The organism is Dactylosporangium cerinum (genome assembly GCF_042653625.1).
Classification (GTDB): Bacteria; Actinomycetota; Actinomycetes; order Mycobacteriales; family Micromonosporaceae; genus Dactylosporangium; species Dactylosporangium cerinum.
The window spans coordinates 556,932-577,168 of the sequence record NZ_JBHSIU010000011.1 but is presented as its reverse complement, the minus strand read 5'-3'; the positions used below and the strand labels follow the sequence as shown (position 1 = coordinate 577,168).

The window sequence follows — 20,237 nt, the reverse complement described above, 5'->3', positions numbered from 1 at the left end:
TGCACAGCACACCTGCCCGTCGCTGGTGGCGCGTGGACTCGTCCATAGAACCGCGTGCTCAGGTGCGCGCTCATGCCGCTGGTCTCGCGCGGCGGCTACGCCAAACGGCGTCACGACTCCGTGGCTGGCTCCGTGGCTCCGGTTCGGTTACGCGGTGGCACGACCGTGCCGACCTGCGGGGACCCGACTTGGTCGAGAAGCTTGCAGTGAACGCACCAACCACGAACGTGGGCCCCGGGAGAGATCCCGGGGCCTACGTCGTCATGTATTCCACGCTCACTCGGATTGTGACCCAGCTGTTCGCTGGCGGGTGCCATCGCTCCGACTGGAGCCGTCAGTCCGACCGCATGCGGGCGTGGACGCTCCCACTAGAACGGGGCGCTCACCGGCGACCCGAGTACAGCTGCGCCACGTGGTCGGCGCTGAGCTCGTAGCCGTACAGTCGGAAGTCGTCGATCAGACCGTCGAACCGGGGGTCGCCCCAACTCGTCCCACCGATGAAGTTGGCCGCGGTGTTGCCGCCCACGCCCACGTTGCCGATGCCGATGGGGAAATTGGTGCGGGTGCCCTGGAGCACTCCATTGAAGTAGATCTTGCCGGTCGAGCCGTTCATCGTGAACACCACATGGGTCCACTGGTTGAGCGGCAGGTCCCGGCCCGAACCGAGCGTGAGGCGCTCCTGTGCTGGGTTTCCCGCCGCCTTGAAGGTGGCCCCGAAGCCGGTGGTGCCGCTGTTCGTGCCCGACTGGAGCAGGAAGAACGTGTCCGTGCTGCTGCCGATCTGCAGCAGCGGCACCCAGTTCGGGAGGGTGTCCGGACGTGCCCAGAAGGACACGGCGAACTGGTTGGTCAGTCCGGCCTGGATGTTGTCGGGCAGCTTGACCTGGTTGCCCGAGGACGCGGCGCCGCCCGGCAGGTTCACCGCGCTGCCGGACCGGCCGGCTGCCCAGGACGTCGTGCCCTGCAGCGTGGCCGCACCGACCGACGTCTTCGCGCCCGAGTTGCCGGCGGTGGTGCCGGTGTTCTCGTTGAAGGTGTAGCGCACGGCGCTGCCTTCGTTGTACATCGCCGTCACCTGCGCACCGCTCAGCGCGGACGTGTTGTACACCCGCACGTCGTCGATCAGGCCGTCGAACGCGGCGTCACCGTAGCCGTTACGGCCCAGCCAGTTGTTGGCTGTCGGGCCGATGCCGGTCATGGTGACGGTCAGGTCGTTGCGGCTCGCGATCGCAACGCCGTTGAGGTACAGCGTGCCGGTCGAGCCCTGCCGGGTGAAGGCCACGTGGTTCCACTGGTTGGCCACCACGTCGCGCACGGGATTGGCGTAGACCCGCTCCTCGGGACCGGTCTTCGCCTTGAAGCTGGCGGCGAGCCCGGTGTTGCCGCTCACCTGGGTCTGCATCTGGATGTGGAAGTAGCTCCCGGCGGAGCCGAGGCCGTCGCCGATGTGGAACATGCTGGTCCAGTTGCTCTTGGTGTCGGGGCGCACCCAGAACCCGACGCTGAAGTTCGCCGCGTTCTGCAACAGGTTGTCCGGCAGGTCGACCGCGTTGGCGGTGCTGCCGCCGGGCAGGTTGATCGCCTTGCCGAGGATGCCGTTGGTGGACCAGCCGGTGGTGCCGGTCAGGACGGCCGCACCCACGCCAGTGACACTGCCGGTGTTGGCGGCGGAGGTGCCCGTGCCCTCCTCGAACTCGTAGCGGACCGGGACACCGGCCGGCGCGGCCGGCGGTGAGCAGTCGGCGCTCAGCAGCCCGGCGGCGTAGGCGAGGCCGTTCTTCATCTGGGCAAGCATGTACGGTTCGGCGTAGGCCGTGCCCTCGTGCCCCATCGAGGTGTACCAGGACCGGCCAGAGTCGATCTTCTGGCACCAGGTGATCGGGTGCGGGGAGCCGTTGGCGCCGCCGCCATAGGACGACTCGTCGGCCTCGATCAGGGTACGGACGTTGGGTGCGGGGTTGACCACCCAGTCGTACCATTCGTCGCTGCGGGTGATCGAGGCGGTCACGCCCTGGACCAGCGGGTGGCTGGTGTCCGTGACGAACACGCGACCCGGCCGAACGCCGGGGTTCTCCGGGTGTCCCTCGGAGACGGCGCCGACGAGGCGGTAGTAGAACGGGTTGACGTCGTGCTCGCTCTGACCGACCGACCATCCGGCGTAGTGCATGCCCATGTAGCCGCCGCCGCCGCGGATGTAGGCCTCCAGGGCGGAGCGCTGGGAGGCGTCGAACAGCACGCCACCGGTTTGCGCGAAGACCACGGTGTCCTTGGTGGCGAGGTTCGCGGTGGTGAAGGCCGCGGGGTCGTCGGTCTCCTGGATGTCGACCGGCTGGTTGTACTGCGTGCCGAGCTGGGTGGCCAGGTCACGCACGGCCTGCCGGGCCTGCACGTTGGATGCGTGGAAGTTGGTCTTGTAGAACAGCAGCACGGTGAGCCGGCCGTCATCGGCCGGAGCCGCTAGAGCGCCGGCGTTGGCAGCAGCGGGCGCCGCCGATCCGGCAAGCATGGCCAACGCGACGGACGCCGCAGCGAGCGGGGCGAACACGAGCCCCCGCCATCGATCGGCAGGTGCGAAGGGGGGCAACGGGGAGGACCAGCGGGGCACTTTCATGAGACATCCCTTGGGGTTCGGCATGGCGGATACCACCACCGGAAGGATTGAGCGTGAACACTTCTTAACACAAATGAGAGAACTGCGTCTATGTACTCGAACCTAGATCTACATGGTTCTCATATGTGAACCAGTTCTGGATACCGATGGTGGAGGCGAGCCGTCGTCGGCGGTCCCGAGCGCTACGGGACGATGATGTGGCGATCAGCCACAAAGGGCGTGCAGACGGTCGGCGGCGACATGGTCGAGGTACGCGGCGAGGTGTTCAGCCGTCCACACAGCGACGGCGCCACCATGGCCGACAGGCCGGCGTGAAGGGATCGTGAACGGTCACGGCACGGTAGCGCGCATCCAGCGTCGCCACGATCGGCCAGAGCTGTCGGCGTGCTGGTCGACGGAGTTCGGCGAGCAGAGTCTCCAGCAGGGCACGATCGTCAGCAAAGGGTGGGCTGAACTGCCATCCGAACCGCCATCGGTCTGGCCGCGGGCAGCGGGCCCAACCGGCCCACCGAAGCAACGCTCGTGCGACCTGGCCGGAGTCGAGGCAGTGACGACGTTCGAAGTCGCGGATCTGATGCCCGGTCGAGGCTGACAGGTTGGCGGGCAACGGCACGCGTGACGCGGGGACCCGATACCAGCCGCGGGGGCGGGACGACAGCATCCTGAGCTGACTCGCTGATCGGCGAGGCATGAACACTTCCAGCATCGGCTATGTCAGTACATCATGCCACTGCCGCGCACTGCCGCCGTCTCTGGATGCTGCTGGGCCCGACACACTCCCGTTCTCCGGACGCCTGCCGCGCCAGCCCTACTGTGCTACCAGCACACGCTCAGGTCGACGCTGCCCCGCGCAACGCAGCCGTAGTAGTACCTGATCTGCGCTTCGAACTGCTCGATGATGCGGTTGGCGAACTCGGGGTACGCAACGAGGACGCGTTCGGTCTTGTCCCACACGGAGGCCAGAACCTCGGCTGTGCGGTACTCGCCGATGCCGTAGCAGGGCACGTTCGTGTGGAAGCCGTACTCGGTGTCCCCTTCGCGGTAGGCGCTGTGGTGCGCGACGTCGACCGGCACCTCCACGATCTTCTCCCAGGCGGCGTTCCTCTGGTCCCAGTCGTCGCTGAGCACGCCTGTCAGATCGATCCGCTCCGGGGTATCGGCCGCGAAGAGGAAATGGCTGAACCAGTCCGGATCCGGGTACTTGCCGAGGTCGAGGACGCCGAGCCGGCGCCGCTGCGTGGCAGAGAAGGTCAGGTGGGGCCAGGTGAAGCGCGCGCGAAGGTCCTCGTCGGTCAGGGTTGAGCAACTCGCCGCCGCGCTCCAGCCCGGCGCAGTGTTCGAGTCCGGATCACCGGTCTCGAACAGGAGCCCGTCGACCCACTCCTCGTCATCGGGGTGTTCGAGCAGCCGGGCAAGCAGGGCCGCAGGTATCTCTTTGTACTCCGGGTACATTCCCATCACGCCACGCTACGGACCGCCCGCCACAGACACCCGGCGGCCGCCACCGTCAGCTCGATCCTCGGCTACCACCTGGGCATGTCCAACAAGGAAGAGCGACGCGAACCGGCGAACCATCGCTGACCAGCAGGCGACGATCGACAAGGATGTTGGCCTCGGGCGTGGCGGCAGGACAATGGGGCATGGCACATCGAGCGTTCACCGGCGTGGAGGATGACGACCCGGTTGCGGAACCCGAGCGCGGAGCCGCGTAGGTGTTCGAGCCGTCCGTTGAGCGCCTCGGTGGGGCCGTTGGACGTGCCGGGCCGGTCGAAGTAGGCCAGCACGTCCACGGCGCGCTTCTTTAGCGTCCGCCCGAGGATGATGACCTCGCGGAGGGCGGCTGGGACGCCGTGGCTGATCGAGTGGATGAGTGTCTGCATCCTCATCTTCCCGCGGGCACGGTTCGGCTCGCGGTAGGCGGCGATCATCGCCTGGTAGACACCCCAGGTTGCCTCGACCTCTACGTGCTGCTCCTCGACGAACAAGGCTCGCAAGCGTGCCGACTGTTTGTCGGTCAACAGGTCCGCGCCGGTGTGCAGCGTTTGCCGGGCGCGGCAGAGCGGGTCGTTCTTGCGCCCTCGCTGACCATGGATGTCGTTCTGAACCCGGCGCCGGCACCGGTCCAGCGCATCGCCCGCCAGCCGCACGACGTGGAAGGGGTCCATCACCGCGACCGCGTCGGGGAGTTCCTCGGTGGTGGCGGTCTTGAACCCGGTGAACCCGTCCATCGCGACCACCTCGACACCGTCCCGCCAGACCTGCGGTCGGCCGCCCTCGCAGCCGCAGTCCCGACACCGGCGTTCATCAGAGCCGTCCACGGGGACGACCCGGCACGCCAGGACCGCCCGACCAGGCTCCAGACGCTGCCCGGTGACCTCCAGGCCGAGCTCGTCGAGCCGGCAGAAGGCTGTCAGATCGGCAGGCGCGAAGGACAGATCAGCACCGGCGGAGCCGGCTGCAGGAGTAGCGTCGCGCAAGTCGAGGTCCTCCGGATGGGCGGCGTGAGAAACCCTCATCATCGAAAGACCTCGACCCGCAGACCTGAAGAGCCGCCAAGCGCTCGCCGCAACGTTGAAGGAGGACTGCCCGTTGTGCGCCGAAAGGGTCGGCTTCGCTCTGGTCATCGATACGCGTAGCCATCGCTCCGCATAGGTATTGGCCGTGGGCCCACGAGCATGGCGGCGGTGACGGGCGGGCTACTCAACCGCACCTGGACCGGAGTCCGCTGAAGTGCGACCAGAGCTGTCGGCCATCGCGCGGCGACGGCCGACGTGCCACGACGAATTCCGTCAAGCCGTAGCTCGCGTGGGCCGGTATCGCAGGGCGACCGCCCCCGACCGGAACTCATGGCGGTCCACGAGCTCAAGCTGGATGCGCTCATGCAGACCGGCGAGCAACGTCGGCCCTTGTCCGGCAAGGACCGGCTGCACAAGGAACTCGTACTCGTCGATCAGTCCCAGATCCGCCAACGCCAGGGGCAGCGTCACGCCACCCACCCACAGGCCCACGCCCGGCTCCTGCTTGAGCCGCTCAACCGCTTGCCCTAAGTCGCCCCGTACCAGGTCGGCATTCCAGTCGACCCCGCTCAGCGTGCTCGACACGACGTACTTCTTGGCCTGGTCGATGGTCTCGGCGAACGGAATCTGCCACTCACCCATCCAGTCAGGCCACGTTCCCGTGGCCGGACGCCGCCACGCCGACTGCATCATCTCGTAGGTCACCCGGCCGAATAGCAGGGCATCGGCTCGTTCCATCTCAGCGGTCCAGTAGTGCATCGACTCCTCGTCCGGGGGGAGCCCTGCCTCGTGATGGCAGCAGCCGTCAAGCGTCACGTTGATCGAGTATCGAAGTGGTCTCATCGAGAGGTCCCCCTTGATGCGGCTGCCCAGAGGCAGGCGGACTCGGCGGTCGAGTCGGACTGGGCGGCGAGCTCGGGCGACGTCTCCCACGGGGCCATGGCTTCATAGAGTTGCCAGCCGTAGAGGTGTGGCCCGAGCGGGCGGATGAGGTTCGTGGGGTGCACGAATAGCTCGTCGGACGGCGCTCTCCAGTCGAGGCTGCCGTGCTCGTCCTCGATCAAGAGGTCGAGGGAGCCGTTGGTGAGGTAGACGAGGTTGCCCATGCTCACGACACCGCCATCGTCGCCAGGTGGGCGTCGAGTTCGGCGAAGCTCTGGCGCCAGCCCTCCTCGGTTGCCCCGCTGACGTGCGCCGGCAGCCACTGGCGAACCTCGAGGCGGGTGCGCCCGTCGGGCTCGTCGTAGAACTCGAACCGGAACCGTGTCTCGAACGCCCCGAAACCCCCCGGAAGGCGGTCACGCACGCGCATCACGCCGTCGAGCACCCTGCCCTCGGCGACGTCGGCGAGGTCGATGTGCACCTCCGCCCGGATGGACGGGTCGTCGGGGAACACCTCCACGAACCGCTGGTAGCCGCCGGGTCGGACATCGAACTCCATCTCGTCGAGTGGCCGCACGCTGCCGGTCGGCCCCCACCAGGCCGCCACCTGCTCCGGGTCGGTGAAGGCCCGGTAGACGAGGGCCCGGGGCGCGTCGAATACGCGCGAGATGGAGAGGTCGGGTGTTTCGGTGGTCATCGGTTCTCCTGCTCCTGTTGAAGCGTGGCGAGGTGGGCGTCGAGGCGGTCGAAGGACGAGTCCCAGAACCCCCTGAAGCGCTCGATCCAGACGGCCGCCTCCCGGAGCGCCGCCGCCTCCAGATGGCTCCGCTGCCATTTCCCCTCGCGCGAGCGGGAGATCAGGGCGGCACCCTCGAGCACCTTCAGATGCCGTGACACCGCCGGCATCGAGATCGGCAGCGGCGCCGTGAGCTGCGTCACGGTGGCGTCGCCGACCGTGAGCTCGGCGAGGATCGCCCGCCGGGTGGGGTCGGCGAGCGCCGCGAACACGAGGCTGAGTTGATCGGTGGCGGTCACCCCGTTCATTTAACCAGCTCGTGAAGTGTTCATCAAGGCACCGTCGGAACGAGTCGGCGGCCAATGAGCGCAAGTGCCACATCTCGGCGCTCTTCGCAACGACCAGGACAGCGCAGGTCACGTCATCTGCGCTGCCCCCGACCGTCGGCTTGGGGACAGCCGACCCGATCGCGGCCAAGCCGCTACCAGTGGCTCTGAGCTGAGGCCGGTCGCCGCACCGGTAGCGGCGGATCGTGACCAGCAGCGTCGTGGGGCGCCAGCCGAACGGTTCGTGCGCCAGCCTTGGAAGACCTCGACCTGTCTCATCGCACCGACGAGCCGACACCGCCAACGAAGCGATCACACCCTCGTCTGTGAAGAGCCCGGAAACACCGTCGTTGAAGCCAACCTCGGACCCTGTTGCTGTCGTGTACCGAGGCGACACAGAGACTCGAGGGGGCCGGTGGACGATGAGGCAAGTTTTCGTGAGTTCGTGTCCGCACGGATCGGGCGGCTGTCGCGCGTCGCGTTCCTGTTGACGGGCGAGCATCACGCGGCCGAGGACCTGGTGCAGGTGACGCTCATCAAGGTGGCCCGGCACTGGCCTCGGGTGATCCGCGGCGGCGATCCGGACGCCTACGTGCGGCGGGCGCTGTACCACGAGCACGTGTGCCCGAGCAGGGCAACACCAAATATCACGGCGCCACTCATGCCGCCATCCCCAACCTTCCGACACGAACCAACCGGCGGAATCCGCTGAATCGTTACGTTCACCGCCAACCTTTTGCGAGGATCGATGCGTGTTGGGGGAAGCGCATCCTGGACCGGTCGATTCGGCGCCGTGACGAACGCACCGGTCCAGCTCCATGTGCACGGTCCGCGCTCAACATCACCATGGGGGTTGGAACATGAGTCGGTTGTCGTACGAGCAGCAGGAGATACGGCTACGGCGACCGCTTGAGCCTCCGGCCGAGACGTTGGCGCCGGCACCGACAACGCGGCGGCGCGGAATGCTGTCCGCGCCGGCCGTCTTCACCGCCGCGTTCCTGACGCTGGCCACGCTGCTGGTGTTGCGCAACTGGGCGCTGTTCTCGGTGGTCATCAACGAGGGCGGCGACTCAGGAGCCAACTCCATCCTGGTCCTGCGCGCCAAGGACTTCGACCAGCTCGTCGGCAACTACTCGCGGCTCGGCTTCAACCACCCAGGCCCGGCGTTCCTGTACGTCCAGGCCTTCGGCGAGTGGCTCCTGCACGATCTGCTGCACGTCGTCCCGTCGCCGTGGAACGGCCAGACCGTTGCGCTGCTGGTGCTCAACGCGGCGCTGCTGGCCGGCGCGCTGGCCGTCCTCGGGAGCTGGCTGCGGTCATGGACGGCGATCGGTCTGGCGGGTGCGGTGCTGGTGGGATACGCCGCCACGGCGCCCGACCCGGTCATCGCCGGCACGTGGATGCCGCTGCTGTACTTCCCGCCGTTCCTGCTCCTGCTCACGGCTGCCGCGTCGGTCGCGGCCGGCCGGGCGGACCACCTGTGGGTGCTCGGGCTCGCGGGCGGGCTGCTGGTGCACGGGCATGCGGAGTTCCTGTTCTTCGTGCCGTTGATCGCGGGCGCCGCGGTAGCCGCGCTGATCCGCCGCCGCCGATCCGAGCCGGCCAGCATCACTCGCCGCGCCTGGCTGCCGCTCGCGGGCGTGCTTGCCGTCTTCACGTTCCCGATCCTGGTCAGTCTCGTCGTGCACTGGCCGGGCGAGTTCGGCAAGTATCTCAGCTACGGCTCGTCGTCGCAGGCCGGCGGCCACACGCCGTGGTCGTCGGCCTTGTACGTGGTTCGCTTCTGGCCGGGCGAACATCCGCTGACACAGTCGATCGTGGCCGTGGGGTCGTGGACGGCGGCGGTTGTGCTGACCAGCCGGCTGCCGGACGGCCCGGCCCGCCGGTATCTGCGTGCCGCCCTCGGCATCGCCGGCCTCGCCACCGCACTGTTTGCCGTCTACGCGCAGTTCGGCATCGATCACCTCGCGGAGACCTACATCGGCTTCTTCTCCTACGCGCTGCCGCTGCTCGTCATCACGGTCGTCGTGTTGGCCGCGGGCGAGTCGCTCCGTGTCCGGGCGCCGCGCCCGGCCGCGCCTCGCCTCGTTGCGGCGGGTGCCGCGATCGCGCTCGTAGCCGGCCTGCTCGCCGCCGGCAACGCGCCGACGCTGGCCACACCACGCTACGACAACGTCCCCGAGCTGGCGGCCGCGATGCCCTCCGTCATCGCCTGGGCGGCCGGTCAGCCGCTGGTCCTCGAACTGCGTGGAGACAGTCCACTGCCCGATCCGACGCCGCTCCTGCTCGCCGGCAAGCGCAGCGCCACCCGAATCTGTGTACGTGACCCGTGGTGGACGTGGATCGTGACCAAGGAGCTGGTTTGCACCGACGAGGAGGTCGCGACCGGGAAGCAGGCCCTGCTCAGCGCCCCGGGCGATGTCCCGGCCAGCTCGACCACCGTCGCCGACCTCGGCCGGTTCGTGCTGTCAGTGTCCACCCCACCCGCGCAGAGACATCGCCCGGCTCGGGCGCCGCTGCCGCCTGGCCGCCTGTGAGGCGGCGGGACTGGTCAAGGTCGCTGCTCGGCGCGTGTGAAGATCTTCTGCGATGACGACGCACCTGAACCTCGAAGAGATCTTTGCCGGCCTCGACGACGTGGAGTGGCCCCACATCGGCTTCTCCTACGCCGAGTTTCCCGCCGAGAAGCTGCGCACCATTGGGTCCGCAGACGCGGAGGTCGCGCGGGAGGCTGTCGGTGACTTCTGGGCGGCCATGAACACGCGCGCGCCGCGCTACCCGGCGACCGTGGAGTGCATCCCCTTCCTCGCTCGGCTCTGCGCGGCGGGCGTGTTCGTCGGGGAACTGCTGGAGCTGCTGCACAGCGTCGCCTACGGGCTGAACCAGCCCCGCGACGACCAGGATGCGCTGGTGGCGGCCGTGGCCGCCGAGCTGCCGCTGCTGCTGCCCCGGCTCGACGACCCCGACGAGGACAACCGTCGCTGGACGATCGGCATCATCGCGCTGTGCGGCCGCTCACGGGAGGCGGCCGAGGCGATCCGCGGCCGTTGGACGCGGGAGCCGGATTCAGATCTGCGCACCGAGATGCTCAACGCCTGCCGGCACGCCGACCCGGAGATCGCCGCCGAGTTGAGCGTCGCCGCGATCGCTCCACAGGAGGCTCCCGAGCTCCGGCTCGCCGCGACGCTCAGCCTCGTGCTGGCAGACGCCCTCTGGACGCCCGAACTGGCCGCTGCGGCCACGGCGTGGGCGCTGCCCGGCGACGACGTCGAATCCGCCGAGCGCTGGTTCGACACCAGCACGGGCGACTGGAAGGAGACCGACCGGGACGACAAGTTCGTCGAGCTGCTGGGCCTGCTCGCCGGGCGCGGCGCGCTGGCCGAGGCGGCCGCCCTGGCGCAGGCCGTCCTGGCGGTCGACGGCCCCGGAGAGGGCTTCCGGCGCCGCCGCGCGCTGTCCGGCATCGACGAGCTGTGCGGCGAGTACCGCGGCGCGCCGGTGTTGCTGGCCCCGCTGCTCGTGCCGCTGGTGGCCGACGAGGATGCGGCGGTGGCCGAACAGGTCCTCGCCGTGTTGCACCGGATCGGACCGGAGGGTCGGCTCGCCGCGGATGCCGTCCTGGCGGTGGCCGACTCGCGGGACGGAAGCGACGACGAACTGGCCGACAAGGCGCTCGGGGTGCTGCTCGACCTCGGCGACCCGCGCGCCGTGCCGCTGCTCGCCCGCGACCTGCCACGCCGCAGGAACGCCCTGGAGGTCGCCATCGGCAGGTCGTGGCGCGGGGGCGGATCGACCGCGCCCTTCGACCCCGCGCTGCTCGACGCGGCCCGGGACCTGCTCCGCAACCCGGACCGGCGCAACTCCAGCGCGCCCAGACATCTGTGCTCGTTGCTCGCCTCGTGGGGAGCCGAGGCCGCGCCGGCGCTTCCCGAGCTGTATTCGCTGCTGGACAAGAATCCGCAGCACGCACCGGCGGCCATCGCGGCCGTCGCGGCCGGCACCGATGCCGCCGCGGAAGCCGCCGCGCGACTCACCGCGCTCGCCGACGCCGCCTCCAGCTATGACCGTATGTTCGCCGCCGACGCGCTGCACAAGCTCACCGGCGACGCCGCCCCGCTGGTCGCCGCCCTGGGGCAGGGGTTGGCCGGGGTGCTCTACGAGCTGCGGTACGCGATGCCGCGGGCCGGCCAGCTCGGCGCGGCGGGCGAGCCATTGCTGCCCCGGTTGCGGGAGCTGCTGGCGTACGACGACCGGGGCTGGACCACCGACGACCGGATGGCCGCCGCCAGCTCGATGTACGCGATCGCCGGTGACGCCGTCGCCGACGAACTGCTGCCGGTCCTGTCGACCGCGCTCGACAAGCGCAGTGCGGCGGCGGCCTGGCTGGTCCGGCGGATCGGAATCCCGGCCGCGAGCCTCGCCCCGCAGCTGGCTCCGCTCCTGGGTTCGCTGCGCACGGCGCTGGCCGCCGCCGGGGCCCTGCTGGCCCTTGCCCGGTCCGGCCCGGGCAAGGCGCTCCCCGACCCGATCGGGTCCGACGGGGTGATCAGCCACGACGACCTCGCCGAGGTCCTGCTCACGATCGTGGAGTACGGCGGACGCACCAAGGTCGCCATCGCGCTACTGCGCCAACTCGGCGGGGGAACGTTCGAGCCCGCGGCGGTCGACGCGTTGCGGCGGATCCTCGCCAACGAGCACCGGCCGCCGCCGATCGGGTACGAACTCGACCGCATCCACAACGACCAGGACCGCGTCGCCGCCATCGGCGCCGCGCTCGCGGAGTAGCGGAGGGTTCCGTTGCCATTGCAGTGGCATGCCGCCGGGCCGGGCAACCAGTGGATCGCGCCGATTCACCGAACGCTGAGGAGCCCGCACATGGATGCCGCTGAGTTCCACCCGGGCGGTCGAACACCACACCTCCAGTTGATCCGGGAACATCATTCCTGCGTCACGGCGCCGGTTCAGTCCCGCAGTGGCTCGAAGGTGGGTGGCCGCGGCCGGACGGTGCCGTCCCAGAGTTCGTGTTCGGTCCAGGCCGAATCATCTACGAGGACGACCATCAGATCGTCGTCGTCCCACATCAGTCGAGCCAAGACGCTCTCCATCCCCCGCGGTAACCGCCGCGGGGCGGCGCTCTCCGGGCGCAATTCCGTGCCCGGCCACGGCCGCGTCGGCGGGTCTGCGAACGAACTCGTCCCGCGTGGCGCGCGGGTCAGGCGGGGCTCAGGTCGATCGGGTTGGGGCCGGTGAGCACGCCACCCTCGACGGGCAGCGTGTGTCCGGTGATCCAGGCGGCGTCGCCGGAGCCCAGGAACGCGACCGCTGCGGCGATGTCCTCCGGCTCGCCGACGCGGCCGAGCGGGTACATCGATGCGAGCTGCTCCAGCGTTCCCGGCTGGGAGTCCCAGTTCGGTGTCCGGACGGTGCCGGGGGCGACGACGTTGAAGCGCACGCCGAGCGGGCCGTACCGGGCGGCGTAGTTCGTCGACATCGCGATCTGGCCGGCCTTCGCCGCGGCGTACTCGACGTTGCCGAAGGCGGCGAGGCCGTTCACCGAACTGATCGTGACCACGTTGCCGCGGGTCTTCACCAGATGCGGGAGCGCCGCCTGGATGCACCGGGCAGCACCGACGAGGGTGAGGTCGAGCTGGCGGTGCCAGTCCTCGGCCGAGGTGTCCTCGGGCGCAGAGGTGACGATGCAGCCGCCCGCGTTGTTCACCAGCAGATCGAGCCGGCCGAACCGGCCGACCGCCGCAGCGACCGCGGCGTCGACGTCGGCGCGTGAGGTGACGTCGACCTTCATCCCGAGTGCGTGCTCAGCGCCTGCCTCCTCGGCCACCGCATTGGCCGTGTCCTCCCGCAGGTCCGTGACAACCACCGCACCGCCCTCGGCCGCGACCCGCCGCACGACGGCCCTCCCGATGCCCTGCCCCGCCGCCGTGACGAGCGCGACCTTGCCTTCGAACCGCCGCATGACCACTCCTTCAGCATGTGCCGCCATTCTCCCCCGCCGACCCAGCGCCCGCCGGGGGCCGCCGCACTAACCTGACGGGGTGGGGGTTGACGGGCCCGGGTTGTTCTCCGACGACACAGCGCTGGATGTCAGGGACGCCTACCGGGAGGCGCTGGAGGACGGCGCAACCGATGCAGCGGCCGAGGCGTCGGTGCTGGCGGCGTTCAGTGACTCGCTGGCCGACGACGACGAGGGCGTCGTGGTCTGGCTGGCGTTGGCGTACTCGCAGTCCAAACTGGGACGGCTCAGCGACATGACCCGTCAACGGGCCCTGGCCGTGCTGGACGCCGGCGCCGACCTGGCCCGGTGGTCGGAGACTGGGCCACGCGGGGTGGAGCAACGTGCCGCGGCGTTGGAGAAGGTCCGCGCTCAACTGACCGGGCCGCAGCCCAAGCGCAGGAAGGTCCGGCGACCGGCTCGCGCGGTCACCGGTCTGCCCGTCGGCCAGGTGCTGGGCCACCGCGCCCGCAGTGGCCGGCTCTACCTGATGCGCGTGGCGGACCTGTTCGACACGCGCGACGGGCTGTACCCGGTCCTGCGGTTCCTGGACTACGCCGAGCCGGACACTCCCGCATCCGCCGAGCTCGATGACATCGACGACCTGGCGATCGGGGCGTGGCTGATACCGCCGGTCGAACTCGTGATCATGGATCGCAACCAGGGACACGGTCTGGCGGTGATCGGGTCGCTCACCATCGCTCGGGAAGGCCAGCAACTGGCCAACTGGACCGCCTGCGACTGGTCGGACCTGACGCAGCACCTCGACCAGCGCGACCGCGACCGGTACGGCGCGCAACACTGATCGACGGCCGGTGCCCGGCGGGGCGAACGGCGGACGGACGGGTCCAGGTGCTCCTCGTGCGGCGTGGTAGCTGCTGATGCTGTCCGTCAGTACCTGAGGAGAAGCGCTGCGTCTATGCTGTTCGCCGTTCGACACTCCCGTCAGGTGTCCGGTCGCCGACAGCGGGCTCTCCTTCCGGGTAGTGGATGAGCGACGTGGTACTGCGTGCGTCGGTGACCGGGTTGGGAGGGAGGTCCGCGATGGACAGTGGTGGGGTCGAGCTCGGAGACCTGATCTGGCAGGTCAGGCATGAGTTGAGCCGGGCAATGTGGGCGGGCGAGCACACGGATCTGCGGTTTGAGGCAGGTCCGGTTGAGTTGGAGTTGACGGTTGCGGTGGAGAAGGCATCGCAGCCGGGAATGAAGGCAAAACTGCTGGTGGTCGATGTGGAGTTCGGCCGGTCGAACACGTCGACGACGACGCAGCGGATCCATGTGACGTTGCATCCGCGCCGGGCGGATGCTCCAGATCGACCTGCGATGATTGCGGGCGGCTCGATGGAGAACGAGCGGTGACCGGCCGCCTGAGGCGGTGACAGCATCGGTGGCCGGTGCCGGGTCGTCGCCATGGCGGGATCTGAGTGGGAAACGGGTGGCCGAGGTCATCGTGACCCGGCCCGATGACTCGTCGATGCGTGGGTCCGGGTACCGGGTGCGGGATCGGTTGGTGCTGACGGCGGCGCATGTGGTCGCTGGGCAGGCGTCGATAACGGCACGGTTCGATGCCGGGCAAGCGGACGAGTGGTCGACGCCGGCAACCGTGGCATGGCTCGACGTGTCCGCGGATCTGGCGTTGTTGCATCTGGAGCACATCGGTGGAACCGCGGTGTCGCCGGTCCGGTTCGGGCGGTTGTCGGCGCAGGCGGTGCGGGTCGAGGTGCACACTGTCGGGTTTCCACGGTGGAAACTGCGTCCGGTCGCCGACGGTGGTCAGGTGCGAGAGGCGCACCACGCGGTCGGGTTCGTCGCGGGGCTGTCGAATCTGAAATCGCGATCGTTGGAATTGACGGTTGATCCCCCGGCACAGGACCCGGATCCGGGCACATCGCCATGGGAGGCGATGTCGGGCGCGGTGGTGTGGGTCGACGGTTGTGTCGTCGGGGTGGTGTCCGAACATCACCGGCGGGAGGGCCTCAACCATCTGAGCGCTGTCCGGGTCGAGGTGCTGACCGGAACTGGACCCGGATCGCTGCTGAATCCGTCCGGCGGTGGCATCACGTTGCTGGAAGTGCCGGCTGCCGCCGGCACTGCGGCGCCGCGGTTGCCCGGCGCGACCAATGATCCGCAGGACCGGGCAGCGGGTTCGCTCGGCCCTGCGGCGGCCGGTCTCCATGCTCAGCAGCCGGCGTGGTGGACCCGGTCCGGCTACATCGAGCAGGTCCGTGACATCGCCCCGGCCGGCGGCGAACCCGGCGGCCTGCGAGACCGCGACACCGAACTCGCCGAACTCAGCGCGTTCTGCTCCGGCGAGGAGCCGTTCCTGTGGTGGCGGGCCGGGCCTTGGGCGGGCAAGTCCGCGCTGCTGTCCACGTTTGTGCTCAACCCTCCGCCCGACGTCGACGTCGTCGCGTTCTTCGTTACCGCTCGCCTCGCCGCCCAGGCCGACAGCACCGCGTTCACCGATGCTGTGCTCGACCAGCTCGCCGCCATCGTCGGGGAGAGTCTTCCGGCATCACTGACACCTGCCGCCCGCGAGGCGCACCGACGCGCACTGCTGCGTGCAGCAACCGCAAAGGTCAAGGCCGCCGGGCGCCGGCTGGTGCTTGTCGTTGACGGGCTCGACGAGGATCGGGGCGGGCGGGCCGGCTCCGGGCTGCCCAGCATCGCGTCGCTCCTGCCGAAGGTTCCCGGCGAAGGACTCAAAGTCCTGGTCGCGAGTCGGCCGGCCCCGCAATTGCCTGACGATGTGTCTGACGATCATCCTATGCGCCGGTGCCGGATCCGTGAGCTGGACGTGTCTCCGCACGCGACCAGGATTGCAGTTCGGGCCACCCGCGAATTGCATGAACTGTTACGTGCCGACCAGGCACACCGCGACGTGCTGGGAGTGGTCACCGCGAGCGGTGGTGGTCTCACCATTCATGAGCTCGAGGAGATCACCGGCCTGGCGCCCTACGAGTTGGAGGGCATGCTCGGCGGGGTGTTCGGTCGCACCGTCGCCGATCGAGTTGAGCACAGCGGCGCTGATCCACACCGCGTGTACCTGTTCGCGCACGAGACCCTGCGCGAGACTGCGATACGACAGCTCGGTGCCCAGCTCGGTCACTACGAGCGTCAGATCCATACGTGGGCGGCCCGGTATCAGCAGCAAGGCTGGCCCGCGGACACTCCGCAGTATCTGCTGCGCGGCTATCCACGGATGATCGCCGCGACCGCCGACATCGACCGGCTGGCCGCCATCGGCACGGATCGAGCCCGCCACAACCGGCTGCTCTCCTCCACCGGCGGCGACGCCGCGGCGCTCAACGAGATCAAGGCCGCTCAAGACCTGATCATGGCCGGCCCGAATCCGTGCCTCGTCACGCTGGCCCGGCTGTCAATCAACCGCAACGATCTCGCCGATCGTAACGCCAACCTCCCCACGGGCCTCCCGGCGGTCTGGGCCATCCTCGGGCAATCAAGCCGCGCCGAATCGCTCGCCCACAGCATTGCCAGTCCCTACCGACGCTCGGACGCGTTGACCGCACTCGCGGCAGCACTGGCCACGACGGGGCAAGGCGAGCAGGCCGAAACCACCGCCCGCAGCATCACCAACCCGCACGAACGGACGAAGGCGCTCATCGCCCTGACGGCTGAGCTGACCAAGGCCGGGCAACAGTCGCGAGCAGAGATCATCGCTCGAAGCTTCACCGATCCGAATCCACGGTTGGAAGCGTTCACCGCGATAGCGACCGCCTTGACTGCGTCAGGCGAGCAGCGGCGAGCAGTACAGGTCGCGGCCGACGTCGACGCCTGGGCCAGCAGCATGACCAAGGATCCGTACCATCAGGTGCTGGCATTGGCAGCAGCGGCGAGGATGTTTGCTGCCGCCGGTGCATGTCAGCGGGCCGAGACGACTGCTCGGAGTATCACTGAGCCTTACCCACGGTCGGGGGCGTTGTCCGCTGTGGCGACCGCGCTGGTTGCAGCGGGCGAGCAGCAACGAGCCATGGAGATGGCCGTAGCCGCCGAGAACGCCGCCCGCAGCATCAGCGACTCCAGTCAACTGCGGGCGTTGACCGCTGTCGTGACGGCGCTGGCCGCCGCCGCCGAACACGAGCGAGCAGCACAGGCGGCCGCTGACGCCGAGGCCGCCGCCCGCAACCTCGCCGCCCCATATCGGGGAGCACAGGCGTTGGCCGCTGTGGCGGCCGCGCTGGCCGCCGCGGGTCACGATCAACGAGCTGAAATCGTCGCCCGCAGCATCACCGATCCCTACCAGCAGGCGGAGGCGTTGGCCGCCACGGCGATCGCGCTGGCCGCCAATGGTCGACATCAACGAGCGGCGACCATTGCCCGCAGCATCACCTACTCGGCCGACCGGGAGCGGGCTTTGATTGCCGTGGCGACCGCGATTGCCACCGAGGGGCAATCTCAGGCTGCCGAGGTCGTTGCCCGCACCATCACCGACCCGGGCCGGCAGTCGAAGGCGCTGACCGCCGTGGTGACAGCACTGGTCGCGGCCGGTCGGCTTCAGCAAGCCGAGACCATTGCCCGCGGTATTGCCGACCCGGTAGGGCGGGCACGGGCTTCCATCGTCGTGGTTGCTGCGTTGGTCGATGCCGGCGAACTGCGTCAAGCCATACAGGCGGCTATCGACGCGGAGGCCTCCGCTCGGAGCATCACCGACCTCAGCCGGCGATCTGAGGCATTGTCCGTCGTGGTGGCCGCGCTGGTCACTGCCGGGGAGCTGCAGCGCGCGACACAGACAGCTACCGACGCAGAGGCTTCCGCCCGGGGCATCAGCGAGCCGAACACACAGGCGCGGGCGTTGACCGCCGTGGTGATTGCGTTGGCCGCGGCCGGTCAGCACGAGCGAGCTGAAACCATTGCTCGCGGAATCACCGATGAATACCACCAGTCGGATGCATTGATCGCCGTAGCGACAGCGCTGGCCACGGCCGATCTGGATCAGCGGGCCGAGACAGTTGCGCGCAGCCTCACGGGCACTTTCGTGCGGACAAGGGCGTTGACCGCCGTGGCGACAGCGCTGGCCGCGGCCGGACAGCATCGGCGAGCTGAAGCCATCGCCCGCAGCACCGCCGACCCGTATACCGCGGAACAGGCATTGACCGCCGTCGCGATCGCGATGGCCCGTTCCGGCGGTAGGGACCGGGCCGAGGTCATCGCTCGCGGAATCACTGACATGTACCGGCAGTCGGAGGCGTTGACGGCCGTGGCAACGGCGCGGGCGGCAGCCGGCGAGCACCAGCGGGCCGCGCAGGTGGCCGCGGACGCTGAGGCCGCCGCCCGCAACATCAGCGACCCGGACCAACTGCGGGCGCTGACGGCCGTGGTGTCTGCGTTGGCCGCTACAGGCCAGCAACAGCGAGCAGCCCAGGTAGCCGCCGACGCCGAGGCCTCCGCCCGCAGCACCATGGACCCGCGCCAGCAAGCGCGGGCGATGACCATCGCGGCGACAGCGTCGATCGCGGCCGGTCAACTTCAGCGTGCTGAGACCATCGCTCGTGACATGACCGACCCTCATTGGGTGTCGGAGGTGGTGACCGCGTTCGCTACGGCCGGCGAGCATCAGCGGGCCGAGACCGTCGCCCGCGACATCACCGATCCCTATTATCGCTCGACGGCGTTGGCCGCCGTGGTGACCGCGCTGGCCGGGACCGGTCAGCATCAGCGGGCCGAGACCATCACCCGCGAAATCACCAACACGTTTCAGCGGTCGGAGGCGTTGACCTGGGTGGTGACCGCATTGGCTACGGCCGGCGAGCATCAGCGGGCCGAGACCATCGCCCGCGACATCACCGACCCGTACCAGCAGGCGCGGGCGCTGACAGCGTTGGCGACGGCGCTGGCCACCGCTGGTGAACTCCAGCGAGCCGGACAGGTGGCCGCGGACGCCGAGACCCTCGCCCGGAGTTCCCCCGCCCAACACCACCGGTTGGAGGCGTTGACCGCGCTGGCGTCAGCGCTGTCCACCGTCGGTGAGCACCAGCGAGCCGCACAGGTAGCCGCGGACGCCGAGGCCGCTGCCCGAAGCCACGCCAACCCGGCCCGGCAGTCAGAGGCGCTGGTCGCCGTGGTGACAACGCTGGCCGGGGTCGGTCAGCATCAGCCGGCCGAAGCTATCGCACGGAGCATCACCAACACCCACCAGCAGGTGCGCGCGTTGACTGCCGTGGTGCCCGCATTGCTCAGCGCCGGCGGGCGGGAGCGAGCCACACAACTGGCCGCGGACGCCGAAGCCGCTGCCCGTGGCATCACCGACCCGCAGTTGCAGTCGGAGGCATTGACGGTCGTGGTGAACGCGATTGCCGGCGCCGGCGAGCGGCAGCGAGCCACGCAGGTGGCGGCGGACGCCGAAGCCTCCGCCCGCAGCATCACCGACCCGGTCTCGCAAAGATATGCCTTGGTCACCCTGGCGAAAGCGTGCGCCCAGGCGGGCCTGGATCAACAAGCCGAGGCCATTGCGCGCAGCATGACAGATCCGTTCCGGCAGTCGGATGCGTTGTGTGTCGTGGTGACAGCGCTGGCCGAGGCCGGTCAGCACGAGCGAGCCGAAACGATTGCCCGCAGCATCACCGATGACCACTACCGGCGATTGCCGGCGTTGAGTGCCTTGGTGAAGGCGCTGGCCACAGCTGGTGAACACCGGCGGGCCGAGGCCATTGCCCGCGGGATCGGCAGCTCAGTCGAACAGGCGGAGGCGTTGGCAGCCGTGACAAGAGCGCTGGCCGCCGCCGGCGAACACGAGCGCGCGGCACAGGCGGCGGCAGACGTCGAGAACATCGCTCGCGGCACGGCAGAGCCGTTTCGGACGGAAGCGTTGACGGCCGCGGCGACAGCACTGGCCGCCGCCGGCGAACACGAGCGAGCAGTGCAGGCGGCCGCTGACGCCGAGACCGCCGCCCGCAACGCGGCCGACATGTACTTTTCGACAAAGGCCCTCACCGTCGCGGCCACGTCACTGGCGGACATCGCAGACGTTGTGGGCGATGAACAGGTCTGCCGGCTCCTTGGCGCAGCCTTCACTGTCGGCGCCTGGTGGACGCCGCTCAAGGTGGTAGCGCGTTTCCGTCCTGACCTGATCGTTGAGATTGCGAACGAACGTCAGACACCTTCGTTCCCCTTGGGCCTGGGCCCCCGAGAGTAACTC

14 protein-coding genes and 1 pseudogene are annotated in these 20,237 nt (G+C 69.2%); 6 read left to right on the top strand and 9 right to left on the bottom strand.

The window, feature by feature from the left end:
• Positions 1 to 382 precede the first annotated feature (382 nt).
• From ACFPIJ_RS11555 to ACFPIJ_RS11525, 7 genes and pseudogenes are all read right to left on the bottom strand, one after another.
• Positions 383 to 2,545, bottom strand: a complete 2,163-nt coding sequence (locus tag ACFPIJ_RS11555; protein ID WP_380114717.1) for a LamG-like jellyroll fold domain-containing protein — start codon at positions 2,543 to 2,545, stop codon at positions 383 to 385.
• Between the two features lie 882 nt (positions 2,546 to 3,427).
• A complete protein-coding gene (locus ACFPIJ_RS11550) occupies positions 3,428 to 4,069 on the bottom strand; it encodes a hypothetical protein (protein ID WP_380114716.1) in 642 nt (213 codons plus the stop codon).
• A gap of 179 nt (positions 4,070 to 4,248) precedes the next feature.
• Positions 4,249 to 4,878: pseudogene (locus ACFPIJ_RS11545) on the bottom strand (ISL3 family transposase); the annotation flags it as partial.
• A 522-nt stretch (positions 4,879 to 5,400) separates the two neighbouring features.
• Positions 5,401 to 5,970, bottom strand: a complete 570-nt coding sequence (locus ACFPIJ_RS11540; protein ID WP_380114715.1) for a dihydrofolate reductase family protein — start codon at positions 5,968 to 5,970, stop codon at positions 5,401 to 5,403.
• Entirely contained in the window at positions 5,967 to 6,239 is a 273-nt protein-coding gene (locus ACFPIJ_RS11535) for a hypothetical protein (protein ID WP_380114714.1), read from the bottom strand. Before ACFPIJ_RS11535 ends, ACFPIJ_RS11540 begins: the two co-directional genes overlap by 4 nt.
• Complete coding sequence (locus tag ACFPIJ_RS11530; RefSeq protein ID WP_380114713.1) at positions 6,236 to 6,706, bottom strand: SRPBCC family protein; 471 nt, start codon at positions 6,704 to 6,706, stop codon at positions 6,236 to 6,238. The genes ACFPIJ_RS11535 and ACFPIJ_RS11530 overlap by 4 nt, the downstream gene beginning before the upstream one ends.
• Positions 6,703 to 7,044 carry an ArsR/SmtB family transcription factor gene (locus tag ACFPIJ_RS11525; protein ID WP_380114712.1) on the bottom strand — a complete coding sequence of 114 codons (342 nt, stop codon included), beginning with the start codon at positions 7,042 to 7,044 and terminating at the stop codon, positions 6,703 to 6,705. The genes ACFPIJ_RS11530 and ACFPIJ_RS11525 overlap by 4 nt, the downstream gene beginning before the upstream one ends.
• A gap of 442 nt (positions 7,045 to 7,486) precedes the next feature.
• Here ACFPIJ_RS11525 and ACFPIJ_RS11520 point away from each other — a divergent pair, with 442 nt between their 5' ends.
• The 3 genes from ACFPIJ_RS11520 to ACFPIJ_RS11510 all read left to right on the top strand — a co-directional run bounded on the left by ACFPIJ_RS11520 (position 7,487) and on the right by ACFPIJ_RS11510 (position 11,856).
• Positions 7,487 to 7,783, top strand: a complete 297-nt coding sequence (locus tag ACFPIJ_RS11520) for a sigma factor (protein WP_380114711.1) — start codon at positions 7,487 to 7,489, stop codon at positions 7,781 to 7,783.
• 148 nt (positions 7,784 to 7,931) lie between these two features.
• Positions 7,932 to 9,608 (top strand): hypothetical protein, encoded by a 1,677-nt coding sequence (locus tag ACFPIJ_RS11515; protein WP_380114710.1) that lies wholly within the window; start codon positions 7,932 to 7,934, stop codon positions 9,606 to 9,608.
• A 52-nt stretch (positions 9,609 to 9,660) separates the two neighbouring features.
• A complete protein-coding gene (locus tag ACFPIJ_RS11510; RefSeq protein ID WP_380114709.1) occupies positions 9,661 to 11,856 on the top strand; it encodes a hypothetical protein in 2,196 nt (731 codons plus the stop codon).
• A gap of 176 nt (positions 11,857 to 12,032) precedes the next feature.
• Here ACFPIJ_RS11510 and ACFPIJ_RS11505 read toward each other — a convergent pair whose 3' ends face one another.
• Both ACFPIJ_RS11505 and ACFPIJ_RS11500 read right to left on the bottom strand, forming a co-directional pair.
• A complete protein-coding gene (locus tag ACFPIJ_RS11505) occupies positions 12,033 to 12,164 on the bottom strand; it encodes a hypothetical protein (protein ID WP_380114708.1) in 132 nt (43 codons plus the stop codon).
• A 119-nt stretch (positions 12,165 to 12,283) separates the two neighbouring features.
• Positions 12,284 to 13,045, bottom strand: a complete 762-nt coding sequence (locus ACFPIJ_RS11500; protein ID WP_380114707.1) for an SDR family NAD(P)-dependent oxidoreductase — start codon at positions 13,043 to 13,045, stop codon at positions 12,284 to 12,286.
• A 79-nt stretch (positions 13,046 to 13,124) separates the two neighbouring features.
• Here ACFPIJ_RS11500 and ACFPIJ_RS11495 point away from each other — a divergent pair, with 79 nt between their 5' ends.
• The 3 genes from ACFPIJ_RS11495 (at position 13,125) to ACFPIJ_RS11485 (ending at position 20,234) form a co-directional block, all read left to right on the top strand.
• Positions 13,125 to 13,886: a hypothetical protein gene (locus ACFPIJ_RS11495; RefSeq protein WP_380114706.1), complete on the top strand. Its 762-nt coding sequence runs from the start codon at positions 13,125 to 13,127 to the stop codon at positions 13,884 to 13,886.
• A 239-nt stretch (positions 13,887 to 14,125) separates the two neighbouring features.
• Positions 14,126 to 14,440 (top strand): trypco2 family protein, encoded by a 315-nt coding sequence (locus ACFPIJ_RS11490; protein WP_380114705.1) that lies wholly within the window; start codon positions 14,126 to 14,128, stop codon positions 14,438 to 14,440.
• 76 nt (positions 14,441 to 14,516) lie between these two features.
• Complete coding sequence (locus ACFPIJ_RS11485) at positions 14,517 to 20,234, top strand: trypsin-like peptidase domain-containing protein (RefSeq protein ID WP_380114704.1); 5,718 nt, start codon at positions 14,517 to 14,519, stop codon at positions 20,232 to 20,234.
• The last annotated feature ends 3 nt before the right edge of the window (positions 20,235 to 20,237 follow it).